Annotated in this window: 17 protein-coding genes; 8 read left to right on the forward strand and 9 right to left on the reverse strand. The window is 63.2% G+C overall.

The window, feature by feature from the left end:
- Positions 1-385 precede the first annotated feature (385 nt).
- The gene (locus A8G15_RS25130) at positions 386-715 is read right to left on the reverse strand and encodes a LuxR C-terminal-related transcriptional regulator (RefSeq protein ID WP_068165710.1); all 330 of its coding nucleotides are present in this window, start codon (positions 713-715) and stop codon (positions 386-388) included.
- A 237-nt stretch (positions 716-952) separates the two neighbouring features.
- Positions 953-1,612 (reverse strand): hypothetical protein, encoded by a 660-nt coding sequence (locus A8G15_RS32035; protein ID WP_245687995.1) that lies wholly within the window; start codon positions 1,610-1,612, stop codon positions 953-955.
- A gap of 88 nt (positions 1,613-1,700) precedes the next feature.
- Between A8G15_RS32035 and A8G15_RS32040 the strand changes: the two genes are divergently transcribed.
- A complete protein-coding gene (locus A8G15_RS32040) occupies positions 1,701-1,859 on the forward strand; it encodes a hypothetical protein (RefSeq protein ID WP_245687996.1) in 159 nt (52 codons plus the stop codon).
- A 112-nt stretch (positions 1,860-1,971) separates the two neighbouring features.
- Here the strand turns inward: A8G15_RS32040 and A8G15_RS25140 are convergent, their stop codons facing one another.
- Positions 1,972-3,192 (reverse strand): sensor histidine kinase, encoded by a 1,221-nt coding sequence (locus A8G15_RS25140; protein WP_082900152.1) that lies wholly within the window; start codon positions 3,190-3,192, stop codon positions 1,972-1,974.
- Complete coding sequence (locus A8G15_RS25145; protein WP_068165714.1) at positions 3,159-3,821, reverse strand: response regulator transcription factor; 663 nt, start codon at positions 3,819-3,821, stop codon at positions 3,159-3,161. The genes A8G15_RS25140 and A8G15_RS25145 overlap by 34 nt, the downstream gene beginning before the upstream one ends.
- Positions 3,822-4,870: 1,049 nt before the next feature.
- Between A8G15_RS25145 and A8G15_RS25150 the strand changes: the two genes are divergently transcribed.
- The 3 genes from A8G15_RS25150 to A8G15_RS25160 all read left to right on the forward strand — a co-directional run bounded on the left by A8G15_RS25150 (position 4,871) and on the right by A8G15_RS25160 (position 8,456).
- Positions 4,871-6,286 carry a radical SAM/SPASM domain-containing protein gene (locus A8G15_RS25150; protein WP_068165716.1) on the forward strand — a complete coding sequence of 472 codons (1,416 nt, stop codon included), beginning with the start codon at positions 4,871-4,873 and terminating at the stop codon, positions 6,284-6,286.
- 233 nt (positions 6,287-6,519) lie between these two features.
- A complete protein-coding gene (locus tag A8G15_RS25155) occupies positions 6,520-7,626 on the forward strand; it encodes a hypothetical protein (RefSeq protein ID WP_068165719.1) in 1,107 nt (368 codons plus the stop codon).
- Positions 7,611-8,456 (forward strand): hypothetical protein, encoded by an 846-nt coding sequence (locus A8G15_RS25160; protein WP_068165721.1) that lies wholly within the window; start codon positions 7,611-7,613, stop codon positions 8,454-8,456. The genes A8G15_RS25155 and A8G15_RS25160 overlap by 16 nt, the downstream gene beginning before the upstream one ends.
- A 322-nt stretch (positions 8,457-8,778) precedes the next feature.
- Here A8G15_RS25160 and A8G15_RS25165 read toward each other — a convergent pair whose 3' ends face one another.
- The 3 genes from A8G15_RS25165 to A8G15_RS25175 form a co-directional block, all read right to left on the reverse strand.
- Complete coding sequence (locus A8G15_RS25165) at positions 8,779-9,441, reverse strand: hypothetical protein (RefSeq protein ID WP_068165722.1); 663 nt, start codon at positions 9,439-9,441, stop codon at positions 8,779-8,781.
- A gap of 281 nt (positions 9,442-9,722) precedes the next feature.
- Positions 9,723-10,064, reverse strand: coding sequence for a hypothetical protein (locus A8G15_RS25170; RefSeq protein WP_156665556.1), 342 nt, complete (start codon positions 10,062-10,064; stop codon positions 9,723-9,725).
- A complete protein-coding gene (locus tag A8G15_RS25175; protein ID WP_068165726.1) occupies positions 10,064-10,936 on the reverse strand; it encodes a cutinase family protein in 873 nt (290 codons plus the stop codon). The genes A8G15_RS25170 and A8G15_RS25175 overlap by 1 nt, the downstream gene beginning before the upstream one ends.
- A 306-nt stretch (positions 10,937-11,242) precedes the next feature.
- Between A8G15_RS25175 and A8G15_RS25180 the strand changes: the two genes are divergently transcribed.
- Positions 11,243-11,509 carry a plasmid mobilization protein gene (locus A8G15_RS25180; RefSeq protein WP_068165729.1) on the forward strand — a complete coding sequence of 89 codons (267 nt, stop codon included), beginning with the start codon at positions 11,243-11,245 and terminating at the stop codon, positions 11,507-11,509.
- 724 nt (positions 11,510-12,233) lie between these two features.
- On the opposite strand, the gene A8G15_RS25185 is transcribed toward A8G15_RS25180, so the two are convergent.
- Positions 12,234-12,671 carry a hypothetical protein gene (locus A8G15_RS25185; protein ID WP_156665557.1) on the reverse strand — a complete coding sequence of 146 codons (438 nt, stop codon included), beginning with the start codon at positions 12,669-12,671 and terminating at the stop codon, positions 12,234-12,236.
- Positions 12,672-13,181: 510 nt separating this feature from the next.
- On the opposite strand from A8G15_RS25185, the gene A8G15_RS25190 reads away from it, so the two are divergent.
- Positions 13,182-13,529 (forward strand): hypothetical protein, encoded by a 348-nt coding sequence (locus A8G15_RS25190; RefSeq protein WP_068165732.1) that lies wholly within the window; start codon positions 13,182-13,184, stop codon positions 13,527-13,529.
- A gap of 258 nt (positions 13,530-13,787) precedes the next feature.
- On the forward strand, positions 13,788-14,267 hold the full coding sequence (locus A8G15_RS25195) for a GNAT family N-acetyltransferase (RefSeq protein ID WP_068165734.1): 480 nt from the start codon (positions 13,788-13,790) through the stop codon (positions 14,265-14,267).
- Positions 14,268-14,285: 18 nt separating this feature from the next.
- Here the strand turns inward: A8G15_RS25195 and A8G15_RS25200 are convergent, their stop codons facing one another.
- Positions 14,286-15,479 carry an IS110 family RNA-guided transposase gene (locus tag A8G15_RS25200; RefSeq protein WP_068165736.1) on the reverse strand — a complete coding sequence of 398 codons (1,194 nt, stop codon included), beginning with the start codon at positions 15,477-15,479 and terminating at the stop codon, positions 14,286-14,288.
- Between the two features lie 720 nt (positions 15,480-16,199).
- Between A8G15_RS25200 and A8G15_RS25205 the strand changes: the two genes are divergently transcribed.
- On the forward strand, positions 16,200-16,739 hold the full coding sequence (locus A8G15_RS25205) for a hypothetical protein (RefSeq protein ID WP_068165737.1): 540 nt from the start codon (positions 16,200-16,202) through the stop codon (positions 16,737-16,739).
- Positions 16,740-17,148: the final 409 nt, after the last annotated feature.

Below are 17,148 nucleotides of genomic sequence, written 5' to 3' on the forward strand. Positions count from 1 at the left end.
GCTGTGGGCACCGCGCCGGACAGTGTCGGGGAGGTGGTTAAAGAACCTGCTGCCGCGATTCCTGCCGCATAGTCAGGACAGGAGAAGGGATCACCGTCCTACACCACCTTCTGGGGCTTGACCTCGTGTAGTCACCGACCTGGTCGGCGTATCGCATCTATGATGCGTAGCGTATCGATGCCCTTTTGCAGGAAGATGCGAATTTTCATACGAACGTGTGATTCGTATCAGCACCGTATGGGTTCGCGTATTCCGGTTGTCGTACTCGACTCAAGCAGACCGCCACTCGAACCGCTCGAGGTTATTGCGACTTTCCGATCATCTGGATATGGGGGCGGAGGCCGGCCTGGACGGAGCATTGCGGAAGCCACGGCCACGACATGGCCTAGCTCAGGCGTTGGCGAGGCCGGGGTCGCCAGGACAGCGTTTCGTTGTTGAGGGAAGCGATGATCTCGTCGAGAGTGCAGTAGCCGTCCTCGAGTGCGCGAATGAACAATGCGAGTTTGCTGCTCGCCGGACGGCCGGCGTCCTGGTACTTGTCGCGGATGCGCATCAGGTGTGTCTGCACAGTGGAATCGGCGATGAACAACCGTTGGGCCACCGCGTGCTTGGAGTCGCAGATCAGCCAGGTAGTCAGGACTTCCTGTTCGCGATCACTGAGCGACGGGGGTCGCGGGAATGCGGTGCGCGAGACAAGTGCATCGGATGCTGTCATCTGGTCAGGTCTCCTCGAAAACCGTGTGACCGGCGAGGTCGGTCGCGGTCACTGTGCCTGAGGAAGACGCTATGTCCGTTTCGTCGATACGGACAGTCACCTTTTCGGGTGGCACCCGATTGGGGGACACCGTCGACTGTGATCGAGAAAATCTCGCACGGACTCTGGAGGATCGCCTGGGGCTAGCGCTTGGGGCAGGTGGTTCGGTGATGCGCTGAGGTCGCCTCGTCGGTGACGTCAGGTGACGTGGATGTTGCCGTCCCGGTCGATCTCCCGCAGGCGGGTGCCGTGATCGTCCCGGGTAAGGATCGATGCGACGGTGGTTCGGCCGTTGGGGAGCACTCGGACACAGACTTGTCCGCAGGTGGCGGTGTGCAGGGCTGTCGATGCGGTCGTGTAGAGGACGTCGGCGAGGCGCTGATCGAGGTCGTTGGGACTGAGGTCATCGATGAATACCACGTCGATTCCGCGGGTGCGAGCACGGTAGGCGGCGTCGTCGAGTTCCAACGTGGTAAGGATGGGGGCACGCAGCCGATCACGGAGATGCGCCTCCAACAGTGCGCATTCAGTCCGTTCGAGTTCGGTGAGTTCGGTGCCGTCGCCGATGCGTTCGAGGAGGGGCCGAACCAGGCTGTCGAGATGACGTAGTTGCCGGCTTCGTTCGTCGGCCACGGCGGCGTCCGAGGACAGTTCGGCGATGCGTGCCGTAGTTTGGTTGCGGAGCGAGAACACGGACTTGGCGGTGGGGCGAAGGGTGAACGACAAGAGCGCTGCCATGGCCAAGGGTGCCGCATCGATCGCCACGACAGAGACTCCGTAGGCCGCGCCGTACTCGGTGTCTGCTGCCCATACAGCGAACACCGCCACCATGCCGACGAGCCCTATCCAGGGCGCCACGCGGCGTCCCCGGACGTTCATGAAGCAGTAGATTGCGGTACCTGCGCCATGAATCCACAGCTGTAATGCGGACTGTAGGACGGGCGGTGTGACCGAGAGAAACAGAGCGCAGGCCGCAGGTCCTGCTGCGGTCAACGCGATCGTCGCCGACTGCGGCAATGGGTCACCGGGCACAGCGATCAGTGCGATCGTCGCAGCGACCATCACGGTGGACGCGAGAGCGGCAGGCCAGGGACTGGTGACATAGGAGATGGTCGCTACGGTAACGGCGATCATCGCTGTGAGGTAGCACGCCAGAATCAGCCAGGCACTGCGAGTGCGCATTCCCAGGAGATCGCGTACGTCTTCATGGGGGTACATCAGACGTTCGACCATTCGAGCAGAACGCGTGTGCCGTTGCCGCGGCTGGAGTCGATCGTGGCGCTACCTCCGGGGAACTGATGCATCGGGTTGCGGATGCTCACAGCGATACCCAACCGCTCAGTGGGTATTGCTCGCGGATCGAATCCCACTCCGTCGTCGACGATCTCCGCCCCGAGTCGGTTTGGGTGCGCGGCCACAGTCACGGCAGTGGTGGCCCTTGCACCGGCATGGCGGCAGCTGTTGCGGACCGCTTCGCCTGCAGCGCTGGCGATGGCGCGCACCACCTCCAGCGGATACTGCTGCCCTTCGCGTGACGTCGTGTCGACGGTGATGATGTGCAGTCCCGGATCGATTGCGGTACAGGCGGCGCGGATCTGCGCGAGCGCCTCCTCGATGGGCACACCGATGCCCGTGGGGGTGGTCGTCGCGCTGCTGAGGTCGTCGAGGTCGGCCAGTGTCACACGCGCTTGGTGCGCGAGTTGGTCCGACGCGCCTTGTCGTGCGGCGGAGAGCAGTGTGGACATGATCCCGTCGTGGGTGAGTTGGGCGAAGCGTTGCCGTTCGGTGAGGCGGGCATGCAGGGCGGACGCCTCGGCTGTAGCGGCGTACGCCTGGGCGCGGGTCGAGTCGAGGATCGCGGCGATACGCATGGCCATGACGGCGGCAGCGAAGTAGATGAGGGAAAATGCGAATGCCCACGCCATATCGGGCAGCAACGGTCCGTTGAGTTCCGGGGCGCGCACGATGTGATTGATGGTGACCGTAGCGGGCACGACGATGCACAGGACCAGGAAGGCGTATGCCGGGCGGAAGGCGACGGCGGCTGCGATCGCGGCGAGTCCGCAGAACAGGGAGAACCACATGCTGTCCCCGTCCAGGAATCGGCCGTTCCATCCGAACCACCACGATCCGATCGTGACCAGGTAGCCGGCGACGGCGACCGTCGCTGCAGTCTTGATGCGGCGTGCCGGGGCTTTCCAGGAGAAGAGTCCGACCGCGATGCCGGTTCCGAATGTCACCGGCAGAGCAAGGACGGTCCACCAGGTGTCCATCACCTCCAACGAGGTGGCGATTGCCGGGATGGTCAGGACGGCATAGGCGAGGTAGCCGACGCCGACGAATACTGCGAACTGTCGCAGGATCCGCAGACCCGCGGTCTGGTCACGCTCGTCGTCGACGACGTTCAGCGCCGGAAGCGGCGGGGAATGGGAAGCCATCCGTCCTCTATCGCGCGTTTGTACAGATCTGTCTTGGTCGGTGCCGGGCGACCGGCGACCATGTACTTGGTACGGATCCGGTCGACATATTCCTTGACGGTCTCGGTCGACAAGCTCATCGACTTGGCGACCGCGGTGGTGGACGCGCCGGCAGCGTACAACTCGAGTACCCGTCGATGCTGGGGTGAGAGATCGACGAAACCGGGATCCGAGTCGAGGGCCGCCGCCCAGTCGATGGTCGGCACTGCCACCCCGGCAGCGGCATGTCGCACGGCATCGACGAACTCGTCGTCGGTCACGTTCTTACGTAGGACGCCCAGCACGCCGGCGCTGGCCGCCATCTGCACCAGATACGGCTCGTCTCCCGAGGTGTAGACGAGTGTCGGTATTTCGGCTTCACGCAGCAGCTCGACATTTGTTCGCGGGGAGGAACCGTCTTCCAGGCGCAGGTCGAGCACAGCCAGATCGATCCGGGTCGAGGTCGTCAACAATTCTGGGACGGTGCTTGCGGCAGCGACGAGCTCCATGTCCGGTTGCTCGTCGATGATGGCGCGTAGTCCCCGCACCAGGCTGTGATGGTCGTCGACCACACCGATACCCCACTGCACACTGCGCCGCTCTGGTTGCACGGCAACAATAATGGCCCACTGCGCCAACTGCCGAGTTGTCGGGAGGCACATTGTCGTCACCGTGTCGCCTACACTGCCGATAAACCGGGGTGCAAAGCATCGTGAGATGAACCCTCCCTCGACATATCTGTCCGTGTCGCAGCATGCGAGCGCCACGCAGACCCCAGTGGTGAACAACGAGCATGCCTCGACCGGCGCAACGTACTGACCCGTCAGGATTGCGGCGGTGCCGCATCCAGAGCATGGAGCATGCGTGCACTCGAGCCGGGTGATCGGGCCGTCGACGATCGGCGCGGTGGCCGAATACGGTTGTCGCAGGATGCGCGACGCAGCACCGTGGAGCGTCCGAGCAGGGTCTCGCCCGTATCCTAGGTGCGCTCTCCGTGAGGGTGCACCCCACGACAGTTACTTGTGCGCCGCGCCGCGGCAGATGGGCAGTGGACCAGATCTCGACATCACTGTGGCCGCGACTGCCTTGTGTAGTGGGGGTACGTGCCTTGGTCCAGATGGCTTCGCAATGGTCATGGTTGTTCCTCTGTCCGGTCAAAGGGGAGATGCGTCCATGTCCATCCTGCAAGGACGTTTCACGTGCAGGTATCGGCCGAACGAAGGAACAATCGGGACCGGTGGTCCATGCGTAGGCGGTGCCGCAGGTGGTGGACAGCCGTTCTCTCGCCGGATCCGGGGCGCAGTACCCACGCCCGCCGGCCGGAGGGCAGGTCCCTACCGATCGTCGGCGTGGACAGCTGGTTTACCGCAGAGCGCTTTCCTGATGGCGACGAGTTGTCCTGTACCGCCCGAAGCGGCGAATCGACTCGCTGAACAGCAGCGTCGATCATGTCCCAAGATAGCCTGCGCGTCTTCACCTCTGCGGCCAAGACCCCGGAAACGGTCGGGGCGACAGTAGGTTCGTGAGCTTGTCGGGAGTTCCTAGATCGAGCTCGTCAGCCGATCAGATGAATCTTCGACTTCCATTGGGCTCTAGGGATTTTGATATGCCAGTATCAGCGCGACACAGCTGACCGGCTCACCGAGACGAGGAATCGAAAATGGCACGCGTAGCCGAACGACAGTTGCCCCGCGTCAGTCATTTCACCAAGTGGATTCATCTGGCCGGTGATCGGTATCTGTTGATGAATCATCCACGCAACGTGTTGATGTTCACGTCGAGTCCGCTGGTCGAGGCGCTGGATGCCGGTCGGCTCGATGACATCTCTGCCGATGTGCGCAACCGCTTGCTGGCGCAGGGTTATCTCACCGATCTTGCGCCCGCTGACGAAGACGCATGGATCACCGGACGTATAGACGATCTGGAGAACTACTACGCCGCGGCCGGAGAACCGAAGAACTACTGTTTCATCACGACCTACCGTTGCAACCTGAGTTGTTCCTATTGTTTCCAGAGCAACGCCGAACAGCGCATCGTTACCAACCGCATGCTTTCGCTCGCCGACGCCGAAGCCGGTCTGCAGGTGATGGAGAACGAGACCGCCACTGTCGATCCTGGCACCCCTCGATCACGCGTACTGCTCTTCGGTGGGGAGCCTTTGCTGCCTCGCCAGCGCGAGGTCGTCGAGACCATCGTTCGTGGATGTCAACGCCTCGGCTACTCACTCGAGGCCACCACCAATGGGTACTTCCTGGAGAAGTTCGAAGACCTGCTGGGACCCTCGCTGATCGAACATCTGCAGATCTCACTGGACGGCCCCCCGGAGATCCACAACACCCGGCGTATACCTGTCAACGGCGCGCCGACTTTCGACAAGATTTGGCGCAACATCCAGCGGGCATTGGACAAGGGCTGCACCATCAGCCTGCGCTGCAATCTCGACCGCCGCAATCTCGACGGCTTCGTGAAGCTGGCGGAATTCCTCGAGGCAGAAGGAACACTCGATCACCCCGGTCTCGACTTGCGCTATTCGCGGGTCGTCCCCGATTTCGAATCCCGCGATGCAGTCGCCGACGTGGCACTCGACTACGACGAACTCGAATCGCATCTACTCGACGCGATCGAGACCCACCCTGTGCTGAAAAAGGTACCTGCGCCCTCGGACATCCACGACCTCGCCACCTGGATGCAACGACGGTTCCCGACCAAGACGTCACGCCATTGCGGCGCCGTGCAGCGCAACGTCTACTTCGGGCCCGATCGTGAAATCTATCCGTGTCACGAAACGGTCGGGAAAGTCGAACTGTCGATCGGTGTCTACCGCGACGGTGAAATCCGCTACAACTCGTCGCGGTCGAAATGGACCGACCGCAGACCGGACCAGCTGACGATGTGCCGTCGATGCCCCTACATTCTTGTGTGCGCCGGTGGCTGCGCAGCCCATGTCGACCTCGACGGAGAGCCACTGCAGAGCAATTGTGAAGGCTTCGATGCCAAATACTCGCTGGCCGTGCAACGCGCCTACCTCGGTGACAACACCGGTCTGGCCGAAGCGCTGGTAGCGGAAGGCTGCTGACCCCACGACCCCCGAAGCACACGTACTTGGAAAGGAGGTGAACATGGACCACAACACACGCGACGACATCATCGATCTGATCGAGGAGATCGAGGTGCGCGAAGAGATGAAGGGGCTGCCCTCGATGTGCAGCTGCTTCTCCTTCGGCGGCTGATCGACGAGGTGGGCGGTGTCCGGGCCGACGCGACCTCCACCGCCCACCTGCGCGGTTCGCACGACGATGAAGGAATCCGATGTATGCACTCTCACCCGAGGTCAAGCTGGTCGCGCCCCCCTTGATCTATGTAGACGGCCGGGTCTATCGGCTCGGACCCGCCGCACTGGCCGTCGTCGATATGCTTGTCGATCCCACGGCCGAGTTCGCCACTGACGACCTCGACGAGGTCGTACTCGCCCGACTTCTCGACCTCGGCATCGTGATCCGCGACGGCGCCGTATCCGGCGTCGCAACCAGCCGGATGCGCCATCCGCTGGCCATCCATGTGCGGTCCTATTCGACGACGCTCCTACGCTTGCTCCGGCATGCGGGCGCTCTCTATCCCTTCAAGACCACCGTTCACGCCGGTCTTGCCATCGCGGCGGGGCTGATGGTCTTCGTCTGGGTACTACGCGATGTGCACATGACCGGCGGTGTCGCCGCCTTGCTCACGCGAATCTCGATCGCCGAGATCATTGTCGCGGTGCTTTTCTCGGCTATCGCGATGATGCTTCACGAGGCAGCTCACGTCGCCGCGACCCGTCATGCCGGGTACCCGGTCGTCCGCGCCGGCCTGGGTATCTATCTCACCCGGATCGTCTGCTTCGTCGACCTGTCGGCTCTCGACCAGGCGGCACCTTCACAGCGCCGCCACGCCGACCTCGCAGGAATGGCCACCGATTCGGCGCTTATGGTCGTGGTGTGGTTTCTCGGCGGGATGCGGATACTTCCCAGTGACTTCGCCGCACTGGTCGCGGTCGGCTACATCTCCTCCCTGCTGTTCTCCCTCAATCCGTGGGCCAAGAGCGACGCGTACTGGCTTCTGCGGGATTGCCATCCCCGCCCCACCTTCGACCCGTCGAACTGGCTGCTACAGCCGCGCCTGTATCTCGCCCGCGCTTTCAGCCGCCACGGTAGTGACACCGCGCTCTTACGGCACCATCTCACCGCTGGGGTGATCTGGCTGATCGTCTCGATCGGATGGGCGGCAACCGTCGCCATGAGCTTCCTGAACCAGCCGTCCTATGACAACGGCCAACTCGGAAGCTGGGTGATGACAGCCGTCACTGTCGCACTGTCCCTCGTTGGCCTCAGCGCGGTGGCACTGGCTTTCCTGAAAGGTTCACAATGGCGCAATTCGTAATACCGTCAAGCGAAAACGCGAACCAGGCAGCGATCGATCTCTACCTCTCGGTCTTCGACACCGCATCGGTCGACCACCGTATCGCCCTTCTCACCGAGGCAGGAATGGCTGCCGTCCCCACCAGCAAGGCGCGCATGCTCGGACGCCGATCCCTGACCTGGGCCACCGCCGCCGAGGTCGGGGTGCAAGCCCTTGCCACCGTCCGCGACCCCGACCTGCTGTCGACTGCAGACGCCATCGTGGCGGCACTGCGCGTAGCACGAGGATTGGCGGAAGACTGCCGCTCGACCAACGACGTCGTCATCGACGAACTCTTCGCCGCCGCCCACTCCCTGGCACACTCGGCCGCACCGTCGTCGGCAGCACTGGCGACCGTGCTCGCCGACTGTCGGGAATACCACGAGATTTTGTGCACCGGTAATGCTACGCCGCGCACTTATCTCGGGGCTCTTCACACCCACTCCAACGGGGTCTGTGGTGCAGTACTACGTGAACTCCGACTCGTCGACACCGAGATCGCCTCGCAGGTCCACGCTTTCGCGGTATCCCTCGGAGTCCTGTATCAACTCACCACTGATCTGCAGGCAGCCGCCCATACGGTTTCCCCGAATTCCCTCACCCACACCCTTGTAGCGCAGGCGTTGGTGGACGAAGAAATCTGGATGTCGGTCCTCGACGTGATCGTCGCGCACAGTCGGCTGCTCCTGGAGTCGATGAAGCAGGTAGAGCGCTATTACTCGCACAATGCACTCCTGCACGAAATCCTTTTGCGAGCCAACATCGTCTTGCGCGACTGCGCGAGACTGCTTCGCACATCGTCCCGACGGTGACTGCGACTGCCACGGCCTGATTCGTCAGGGGAAATTCGACCGATCGGATGCTGGGGGTCGCGTGTCTCCATGAACTCGTCCCCTTGTCGAATGCGCCTTCGTTGGACACGACCAGAATCGTGTGTTACCTTATGGTCGAGCAAGGAGCTGGCCTTCCCGGTTTTTCCGCGACAGTCAGCCTGGCCCTCGGTGTAGCTACGGCAGCCGGGGGCTGCTCGCTTTTCCGGGGCAGACATATGAGCTTATGACGTGGTGCACGGCCGTGGAGCTTGCTTCACCCCCGCGAGCGGGTATCTGCAGTGTCGTGGCCCGCAACCGCCGACTAGTCCACCGGCTGCACGAAATGTACTTGATCCTTCACGATCTCGAACAGGGTGCTGGTTCTGTCGTGGTGGGTGAGCGTGCGCCTAAATGCCATGGAGACCACATCGGGAAGCCACAGCAGACGTTCTAGGCTCGGAGAGACTTGAATCTGCCGGGTATGGCGGGGAATCTTCGCTTCTGCCACCAGTTCGCTGTGGTTCTTCCGGTCCTTGTTACGGAAGTTCTTCTGATTCCGCTGTTCGAGGACGAGTAACTCGACGGGGTCCCATTTCCCTTCCGCTCCGCGGGCCAGCTCCATGGCCATACCCCGGTAGCAGGCGCGACGCGCCTGTTCGGCATCATGGTCGGTTGCGTCGACCGGAACACGATGGGCGATGACGCATGCTTCGGAACCATCGGCCAGAAACCCCAGCATATCCTCAGTTTGTTGACGGCCTTTCGTCGCGGCCAGAGCATCACGTGTATGCCAGTATCTGCCTCCGGCAATGTCTTCGAGTCCCTTGCGGAGTTCGTCCATGTCCTCGTGATGCACCACCACAGCTGTGAAGATGTAGAAAGTGTTGGCGGTGGTGATCACCGGATCGGGTGCCTGATAGGACTCGTCCAAGTACGCGACAGGTCCACGGGTCCGCGTGTACGCTTCAGCGAGCGTGTCGCGCATCGTTCTGTCGTATCCCACACGGGGATCGTAGAGCGTTAAGGATGCCGGATCTGCCACAGCCGTGTAGGCCTTGCTCCCGTTGCCGGCGCGGAGGCACCGATCACGCGTTGCGGATGCGTCCGGCTCCGTGCGCTATTGCGGCCTCAGCGGGGATCGGCAGAGCCGCGATCCCCGAGGTCGTCGAATGTGGCACACGGGCGCCGCGCGACCGCCCAGCGCGTGGCGTGCACCGGATACACCGAGGTCCCCGGTACATATGTACCGGGGACCTCGGACGAGGTTCACAGTCGGTCGAGGGTGAAGGCCGGGCTGCCGTTGGAGCTCAAGACATCGAGGTGATCACTTCCGTCGGGCTCGAGGAGGTAGGTGGCGTAGTTCTCCCCCTGCTGGATCCGCAGCACGTACCCTCCGCCCGAAGACTCCCCCAGGCTGCAGTACATCGGCCCCCCGATGTCGACGCTCATCAGCCCCGAACAGGTGCCGTCCTCGAAGAAGGACACCATCGGCGACAGTCCCGTGGACTGCCACATGCCCGTCAATTCCGGCGATGTCGAGCAGCCGGCGGTCAGCACGGTCGTCGAGGCGGCGCCGGCGAGCACCAGACCACGCATTGTTCGTCGCATCACTTCTCTCCGTTCTCGATGATGTCGTGCAGGACGAGGGCGGACCACTCGGCCGCCGACATGGGCGTGGAAGCCTCAGCGAACGTCGTCGTGTACGCCTGATGCGTGGTCGGGCCCGCCGCGGCGGATTCGGCAGTGAGATCGCAGATCAGGTCCCCGTGGAGGCACACCGAGAGCACCGGAGCGTTTTCGTCGAACTCCGCGCGTTGACCGAGGCTGCCCTCCATCGCAGCGGTTTTCTCCAGCGACAAGGCGGTGTAGGGCTCACCGTCGTTGAGGGGGGTTCGGTAATCGAGACCGAGGGTGTTGGGTGAGGCGCCGTTGAACGCCGGGTCTCCGAAGAGCAGCACACCGCCGAGGTTGTCCTGCCCGAACGGTTTCGACTCGTGGAGGATCGTCTGTGCCAGATCACCGGCGATGTGACCACCCTGGCTGTAGCCGATGAGCACGATCTTGGTGTCGCTGCCACACACCTCGACCCACTCCTTCACGGTCGAGTATCCGGCGGTGTAGCCCTGGTCTTTTGAGGGCTTGTACTTGGACTTGTCGTAGCGTGCCCACGCCATGAGCTCGTTCTCGTCGAGCGCAGCCGGATAGTACAGCGGAGCGCTGTCCGCCGAGACACCCCGCTCGTTCAGTTCGGCGACCAGTGTGGAAACTGCCTGCCACACCTCGGGGCCGTACCGGTCCTCGGGCACGTCCGAATCAGGCGTGTTGGCCCCACCCTGGTGGCTGCCGGGAATGCCGAGAATCATGTACTCGGAACAGACAATCGAGTTGAGGTCCTCCGCGTTCGCCACCGACGCCCCACCGGTCAGAGACAGCGCCAGCGCCGCCACCGCGGCCGACGCCCCACCTCGAACGACCTTCATGCCTCGACGCCTCGACTTTCGCGAAGTCGAGGTCTTGCACGCGGATGCCGGCAGTGGATCTCGTGAAGCCCCTGCCTCGACATTCCACGATTCGGCCTGTGCGGACTGCAGGTCCATGGTCTCGCCCTTCAGGTCGGTGCCCGCCGCCCAAGTTGGCGGGCTGCGATACAACTAGTACCAGTACCACTGACAAACATCAATACAGATATTCGCGTATACGAAAATACGTAAGCTTTCGGTATGCCCGTTCATCTGTGATACTGAAGAGACCTATTGCCGTTCCAGACAGGGGAGCTCTGAGAGCCAGTGGCAGCCAAGACGCCTCACACCATCTGCTTCCGCGCTTCGGATGCCGACCGTGAGGTCATCCAAGCCGTGGCCGATTACACAGGGCTGAGCCTTTCCGGGTTCGTCCGCTCGCTGGTCCTCGACCAGTGCCGAGACATCATCGAGAAGCAAGGCGCCGGCGCAGTCATGGCGGCGGCGCAAAAGGCCGCGGATGCTCGCGCGAAGGAAAAACAAAGCCAGGACAAGGCGAACACTCTCCTCGAGAATCTGCGCGCGTTTTCGTAGGGTCGGTTCATCTCCCGAAGGGGGTGGTGGTGATCTATTGCCATCGAGTCTTGGATTGGGATAATCTTCCAAACCCCGGCGAGAAGGATGTGAACGTTTGAGCGTCAGCAGCTATCAGGGTAAGGGCCGCACACGACATAGCACTGTCGCCAAGATGCGGCACCTTGCGGCGCTGGCCGCCCTCACTATCGCACCTTCTGCGGCAGTGGTCGTAGGTACCAGCCCTGACGGAACGGCACTCCTCGCCCCGAACCCGAATGGGAAGGCGGCGGCGAACACTCGCCGTGCCGACGCAATCCTCGGTAAGGCCACAGCCTGGCAAATGCTCGCTCTGCGACGTCACCCCTCGGACATGCTCAGGTCCCGGATCTCGCAGAACCTGTCGGATGCAGCTGGATTCCAGGCGCAGCAGAGATCCGGGGGAGGCCTACCCAGCACTTCCCACCTACCACGACGTGGAAGACTGACCAATTCGAAATCCGACAAGCACATGTGGTGGGACAACTCTGCGCACAGCAATTATGTACTTCCTGTCGCAGAAAGAGAATTGATCAGCGTCGGATAAGCCCCGTCGAGTGGTGGCCGAATCTCCTTGCACGGAATTCGGCCACCACTTCATGGACACGGTCAAGACCGTAGCCCGGCTGTATTCCCTCAGCACTCAGAAAGAGCAACTGACTGTCGGTCTTCCTGACGTACAAGGGTTGTCGGGGCCGAGGGTGAGCTACTGCAGTTCGACGACCAGGACTTCATACCCCTCGGGGTACGGCGCGAGTTCACGAGACTGCGTGATCAGGGCGTCGATCAGGTCGTCGATATGGGTGTGCAAGTTCGACACCACAGTATCCAGACCCTCCCCGAAGTGAGGCTCCAACGTCTGGAGGTCTCGGGTCAACAAGCTGCACAACGAGATCAGCGCATCGCTGGTAGTCACCGCCGGGGTCGTGGCCAGGTGGAAAAGAAGCTGAAGACGCCGTAGACAGAACGCTACGTTTGCTTCGACTCGGGAGAATTCCGCATCACTGCCCACCTGAATGCTGCCCAGATCGAAGGTGTAGCTCTCGACCGAAAACCGCTTCTTCAGTTCTTCGAACACCCGTTGACAAGGGGAACCCAGGACGCGGAGCTCCACGGGCTTTTGTGCGGTATGTGTCGGTTTCATGCGGGAAGGTTACATTGACATGTACCAGAACGTATTTGGCGCCGGATGGCATTGCCTCGGCTCGGCGCGAAGGAAGTCCACCGCTGCGCTCGAGCGGTCCCGACGTCCTCCTGGCGGGGCGATTATTGTCTCATCGCCGGTGGGTCGGGCGCCGCAGCAAGGCCGAATCGGTGCTGGGGTACGCGTCGATTATCCATGATCATGGGATCCGGACCGGGCACGACGGCCGCGCCCTGCTCGATGAGCCGCTACGACTCGACGCGGTGGAGACCGGACGGTGAACCGTGCCGGTAAGGGCGGGTTTGGGTGCGCCGCGGCTTTCTGTGGATGAGGACACCATCAAACCCGATCGTATGTGCTCGGCTGGCTGGCCCGCCACGGCGCTGACGTCGATGCCGGCCACCGACCGTACCCTGATCACCGAGCTCGCCACCGGGATCAGCAGTGTGCTCGGCCCGACGAGTCACCGCCTAGGAGATCGACCATGCCATCTGAGCCTCGGCGCGTGCCGTGCGCACCGAAATGCAGCCGGATCAGGACGAGCACCACCCGGAAACAACCGGGATGGTTCCAGATTCTCAAGCGGCAGAGGTAGTAGCCGAGCTCGCCGACATCCGGGATCGCCTCGATACAGTTCTGACCACGATCGGTGGACAGTCTTCTCGTCGCGTGGTGCTCGATCGCGACGACCCAGACGAGCCGGACTTGTATTTCGTGCTGACCACCGCGCTGCGGGACTGGACCGATGGTCTGCGCCACCGAGTGCAGGATGAACCCGATGCTCCCAACCGGGAGGATTTGCTGCGGTGGGCCGAGACAGCGGAACGGCTCCACGACTTTATCGGCAAGGCGTTGTAGGGGCTCGCGACGCCGGCCGGATGCCGCGCGAGGCAGGTGAGCAAGAGGCTACGCCGCCGCGGCGTGCTGGCACGGAGTGGACGAGGAAGGATCGGGTGCATTCGGTCGCCTCTCGGTAAGAGACGCAACACGGCTCCAGCCGAACGGAACTCCGTGAAGGCAAAGGGTTGAGCCCGGGGGGGTGTCCCTATGTTGATGTCAACCGCTCGGGGATGCCACTGGAGTGCGGTCCGGTAGGGGCTGGAATAGTCGACGTGCATGGAATCCGTTGTGACGCTGTCGGGTGGGGACGCGGGTGAGCTGCTGACGTTGCAGCGGGCTGCGTATGTGACTGAGGCTCAGGCCCACGATGACGTGAACCTTCCCCCGTTGATGCAGTCCTTCGCCGAGTTGGTGAGCGAGCTGACGCAGCCCGACGTTCTCGCGTTCGGGTTGCGCGACGACTCCCGGCGTCTCGTCGCCGCCGTGCGCGTGTATCTCTCTCTGACGGAGCTTCACATCGCCGAGCTGGGACGGCTGGTCGTGGCCCCGGACATGCAGGGCCGGGGCCGGGGCAGTCGACTGCTCGAACTGGTGGAAGAGCGACTACCTGAGCAGATCACTGATCTGCAGTTGTTCACGGGTGAGCGCAGCCTCGGCAACCTGCGGCTCTACTCTCGGTTCGGTTATCAGGAAACGCACCGAACTCCGACTCCAGGCGGCTATGCGCTGGTCCATCTGGCGAAGCGAGTGCGTTAGCACGCCTGCTGGGCGTGATCACGCCGCGTCTGCGGTTGGTGGCTGGTAGAAGGTCTTGTTCTTGAGCATCGCGTGCAGGACGTCGCAGCGGCGTCGGGCGAGGCAGATCAGGGCGGCGTTGTGTCTCTTGCCCTCGGCGCGTTTGCGGTCGTAGTAGGCGCGGCTGGTCGGGTCGTGCAGGGCCGCGAACGCGGACAGGAACAGGGCGCGTTTGAGTTTCCGGTTGCCCGAGCGGGCCGGGTGCTCGCCGCGGATCGAGGTGCCGGAGCGGTGGGTGACCGGGGCGATGCCGGCGTAGGCGGCGAGGTGCCCGGCTGTGGCGAAGTCCGAGCCGTCACCGATCTCGATGAGGATGCGTGCTGCGGTCCTGACTCCGATGCCGGGCATCGAGGTCAGGACCTGGGAAAGAGGGTGCTCGTCGAGAATCCTCTCGACGTCGTCACCGATGGTTCTGCGTTGTTGCAGCACCTCTTTGAGCGAGTCGGCGAGTTTCGGCAGCACGATCTCGGCGGCCTTGCTGCCGGGAACCGTCACGGTCTGCGCGTCCAGGGCGGCGAAGATTTCCTCGGCCAGGCGGGCGCCCATCCGCGGTGCGTGTTTGACCGCGAGGGTGGTGATTCGGCGTTTGCCGGCCTGTCGGATCCCGGCCGGTCCGCCATAGCGGGACAGGATCTCGAGGACAGCCAGATGGTTGATCCGAGGTCCCAGTACTCGTTCGAGGGCAGGGTGGATGCCGGTGAGCAGTCCTCGGATGCGGTTGCTGACCCGGGTCGCCTCGCCGGCGAGGTCGTCGTCGAACCCGACGAGCACACCGAGTTCGGTCAGGGTCTCGTCACCGACGTCGACCCGGCGCAGCGTGTGCGGCATGGTGCGGGCGGTATCGGCGATGATGAACGCATCGCGGGCATCGGTTTTCGCTTGCCCCGGATACAGGTCGGCGACCCGGCGCATCGACAACCCCGGCAGGTAGGCGACGTCGTGACCACAGTCTCGGGCAACGGTGACCGGCAGCGCGCCGATCGTGTTCGGTTGATCGACGACCACCAGGATCGGCCCGTGTACGGCCAGATCCGCGAACACAGCCCGTAGTCGGGCCTCGTCGTTCGGCAGTGCCTTGTCGAACAGTCGGCCGCCGGCGGTGTCCAGCCCGACCGCGTGATGATCGCTTTTACCCACGTCGATGCCGCAAAACACGGCGTAACTCGTGTCCATGAAGCAGTCTTTCGTCCGGTCCTACCGGTCGCCGATCCAGCATCGATACCCGGCACCCACGTTACGAAGAGACCTACCTCGAACCCGGTGGCCTTGTCCCTATCAGCGGTCTACCGATGCCACCAGGCTCGGCGACACCACCCCCCGGATCATTCGAGAGACAAGGGAAGAAAGTCATACCGAACCTGGCGACCGTGGCCCCGCGGTGCGGGACTACGAAGAAGGTAACGGGGGGGGGCACGAAAACTCCCCCGATCCGGCCGGGGCCACGCGACCCTGCCTCGGGCTATTCCCAGCGGGATTTGCAGTGGAGCTGACCGCGTGAGCTGCACCAGCGGCTGGACCCCGGACTTCATGAAGCCGCGTCGACACGGATGCGTGCAGTGCGTGCGATGCGTGCACGCACTGCGAGCCATGCATGCACCATCCGCGGGGACTCGAGGCGGTGGCCCACAGGGTGTTCCAGGTCGCGACGGTGACTTCGGCGTTCTCCACGTGGGGCACTGTATGAGCAGGCGGCGACACGACCGGCACACCCCGACGGTGACCAGTCCGTCCTCGGGAGCCCGAAGGTCGTCCGGTCTTGGCAGCTACCCTCCGAGGATCAATAACACTCTGGATCAGAGATGGGGGACTCGGTGGAGATCGACGGGAAGCAGGCTGTTCCGGTTTCTCGAACAACGCGCACCGCAGGGGCGTGCCCGCGCCCACCGGACGCAGGTGCCCGGTCAGCTCGACTTCAGTACCGCCACCGTCCGGGGCTGCATTGTCCACAACGGTGTCGTCCTGAGCCGCGCCGACATCGGCGAGATCCTCCGACGCCACCACGCCGACAATGGCGAGAACAAGGCACTCATGGTGTTCACCACTGCCGTTCCGGAGTCCGGCAAACGCGCGTTCCCCCTCCATCCGATCTTTCATCTCGCGCAGGACGGCACCATCACCCCGTGGAACCGCCGTGCCCGGATTCTCACTCCGCGCACCCCGCAGCAACAGTCCCGTCGCCGTGTCGTCTGGTGGACCCTCCTGACGCTGCTCGTGATCGCGCTCATGGTTGCTGCCGTGATGACTGTGGCCGGTGCGGCCAGCGATCCCATCCGCGCAGTCGGCATCGCCGTTCTTGTTGTGTGCGCTCTGGCGATCCTCGGCGCGGTCGGTGCGGTGCTCGAAGCTCAGCGCCTGCGTGAGTCGGTCGACACGGAGAGGTCGTCGCGTCCCGCCATGTGGACGTCATGGGTTCGCGTGCCGCGCAACTCGTGACGGTTGATCGTGGATAACCCCGATTATCCATCATGATCACGTCGAGAAGGCGGTCTACGGTCCGGGGTGGCCGTCGCCGAGATGACCACGACGACTGCGGTCGTTTGCCGCGTCTTCGGTTGGGATGCCGCCACCCGTATTGGTCCTGTCGTCGCTTCGACGTGTCGATCATGACCGAGGTAGATATCAGACATCCGAGTCGATCGACGCGTGTCCGGTTTGGGTCGATCGACATGCGCCCGGGCTGGCGGGGCCGATGGTCGCGGGATCGCTGGTTCGTGCCGAGAGGTCGCGATCGGATGAGCCGCCGAAACGCCTTCATCCGCGGCGGAGATAGGTGGTCGTATTCGCGGTCCGCGCGAATAACCAACCTGCTACTGGTGCCCTCCAGGGTCAAGCCCCTGGTAGT

This window comes from Rhodococcus phenolicus, from assembly GCF_001646785.1.
GTDB lineage: Bacteria > Actinomycetota > Actinomycetes > Mycobacteriales > Mycobacteriaceae > Rhodococcus > Rhodococcus phenolicus.

Coding starts and splice junctions, on each gene's coding strand:
- A8G15_RS25130 (WP_068165710.1), bottom strand. CDS start 715: ATGACAGCATCCGATGCACTTGTCTCGCGCACCGCATTCCCGCGACCC.
- A8G15_RS25140 (WP_082900152.1), bottom strand. CDS start 3,192: ATGGCTTCCCATTCCCCGCCGCTTCCGGCGCTGAACGTCGTCGACGAC.
- A8G15_RS25150 (WP_068165716.1), top strand. CDS start 4,871: ATGGCACGCGTAGCCGAACGACAGTTGCCCCGCGTCAGTCATTTCACC.
- A8G15_RS25155 (WP_068165719.1), top strand. CDS start 6,520: ATGTATGCACTCTCACCCGAGGTCAAGCTGGTCGCGCCCCCCTTGATC.
- A8G15_RS25160 (WP_068165721.1), top strand. CDS start 7,611: ATGGCGCAATTCGTAATACCGTCAAGCGAAAACGCGAACCAGGCAGCG.
- A8G15_RS25165 (WP_068165722.1), bottom strand. CDS start 9,441: ATGCGCGACACGCTCGCTGAAGCGTACACGCGGACCCGTGGACCTGTC.
- A8G15_RS25170 (WP_156665556.1), bottom strand. CDS start 10,064: ATGCGACGAACAATGCGTGGTCTGGTGCTCGCCGGCGCCGCCTCGACG.
- A8G15_RS25175 (WP_068165726.1), bottom strand. CDS start 10,936: ATGAAGGTCGTTCGAGGTGGGGCGTCGGCCGCGGTGGCGGCGCTGGCG.
- A8G15_RS25185 (WP_156665557.1), bottom strand. CDS start 12,671: ATGAAACCGACACATACCGCACAAAAGCCCGTGGAGCTCCGCGTCCTG.
- A8G15_RS25195 (WP_068165734.1), top strand. CDS start 13,788: ATGGAATCCGTTGTGACGCTGTCGGGTGGGGACGCGGGTGAGCTGCTG.
- A8G15_RS25200 (WP_068165736.1), bottom strand. CDS start 15,479: ATGGACACGAGTTACGCCGTGTTTTGCGGCATCGACGTGGGTAAAAGC.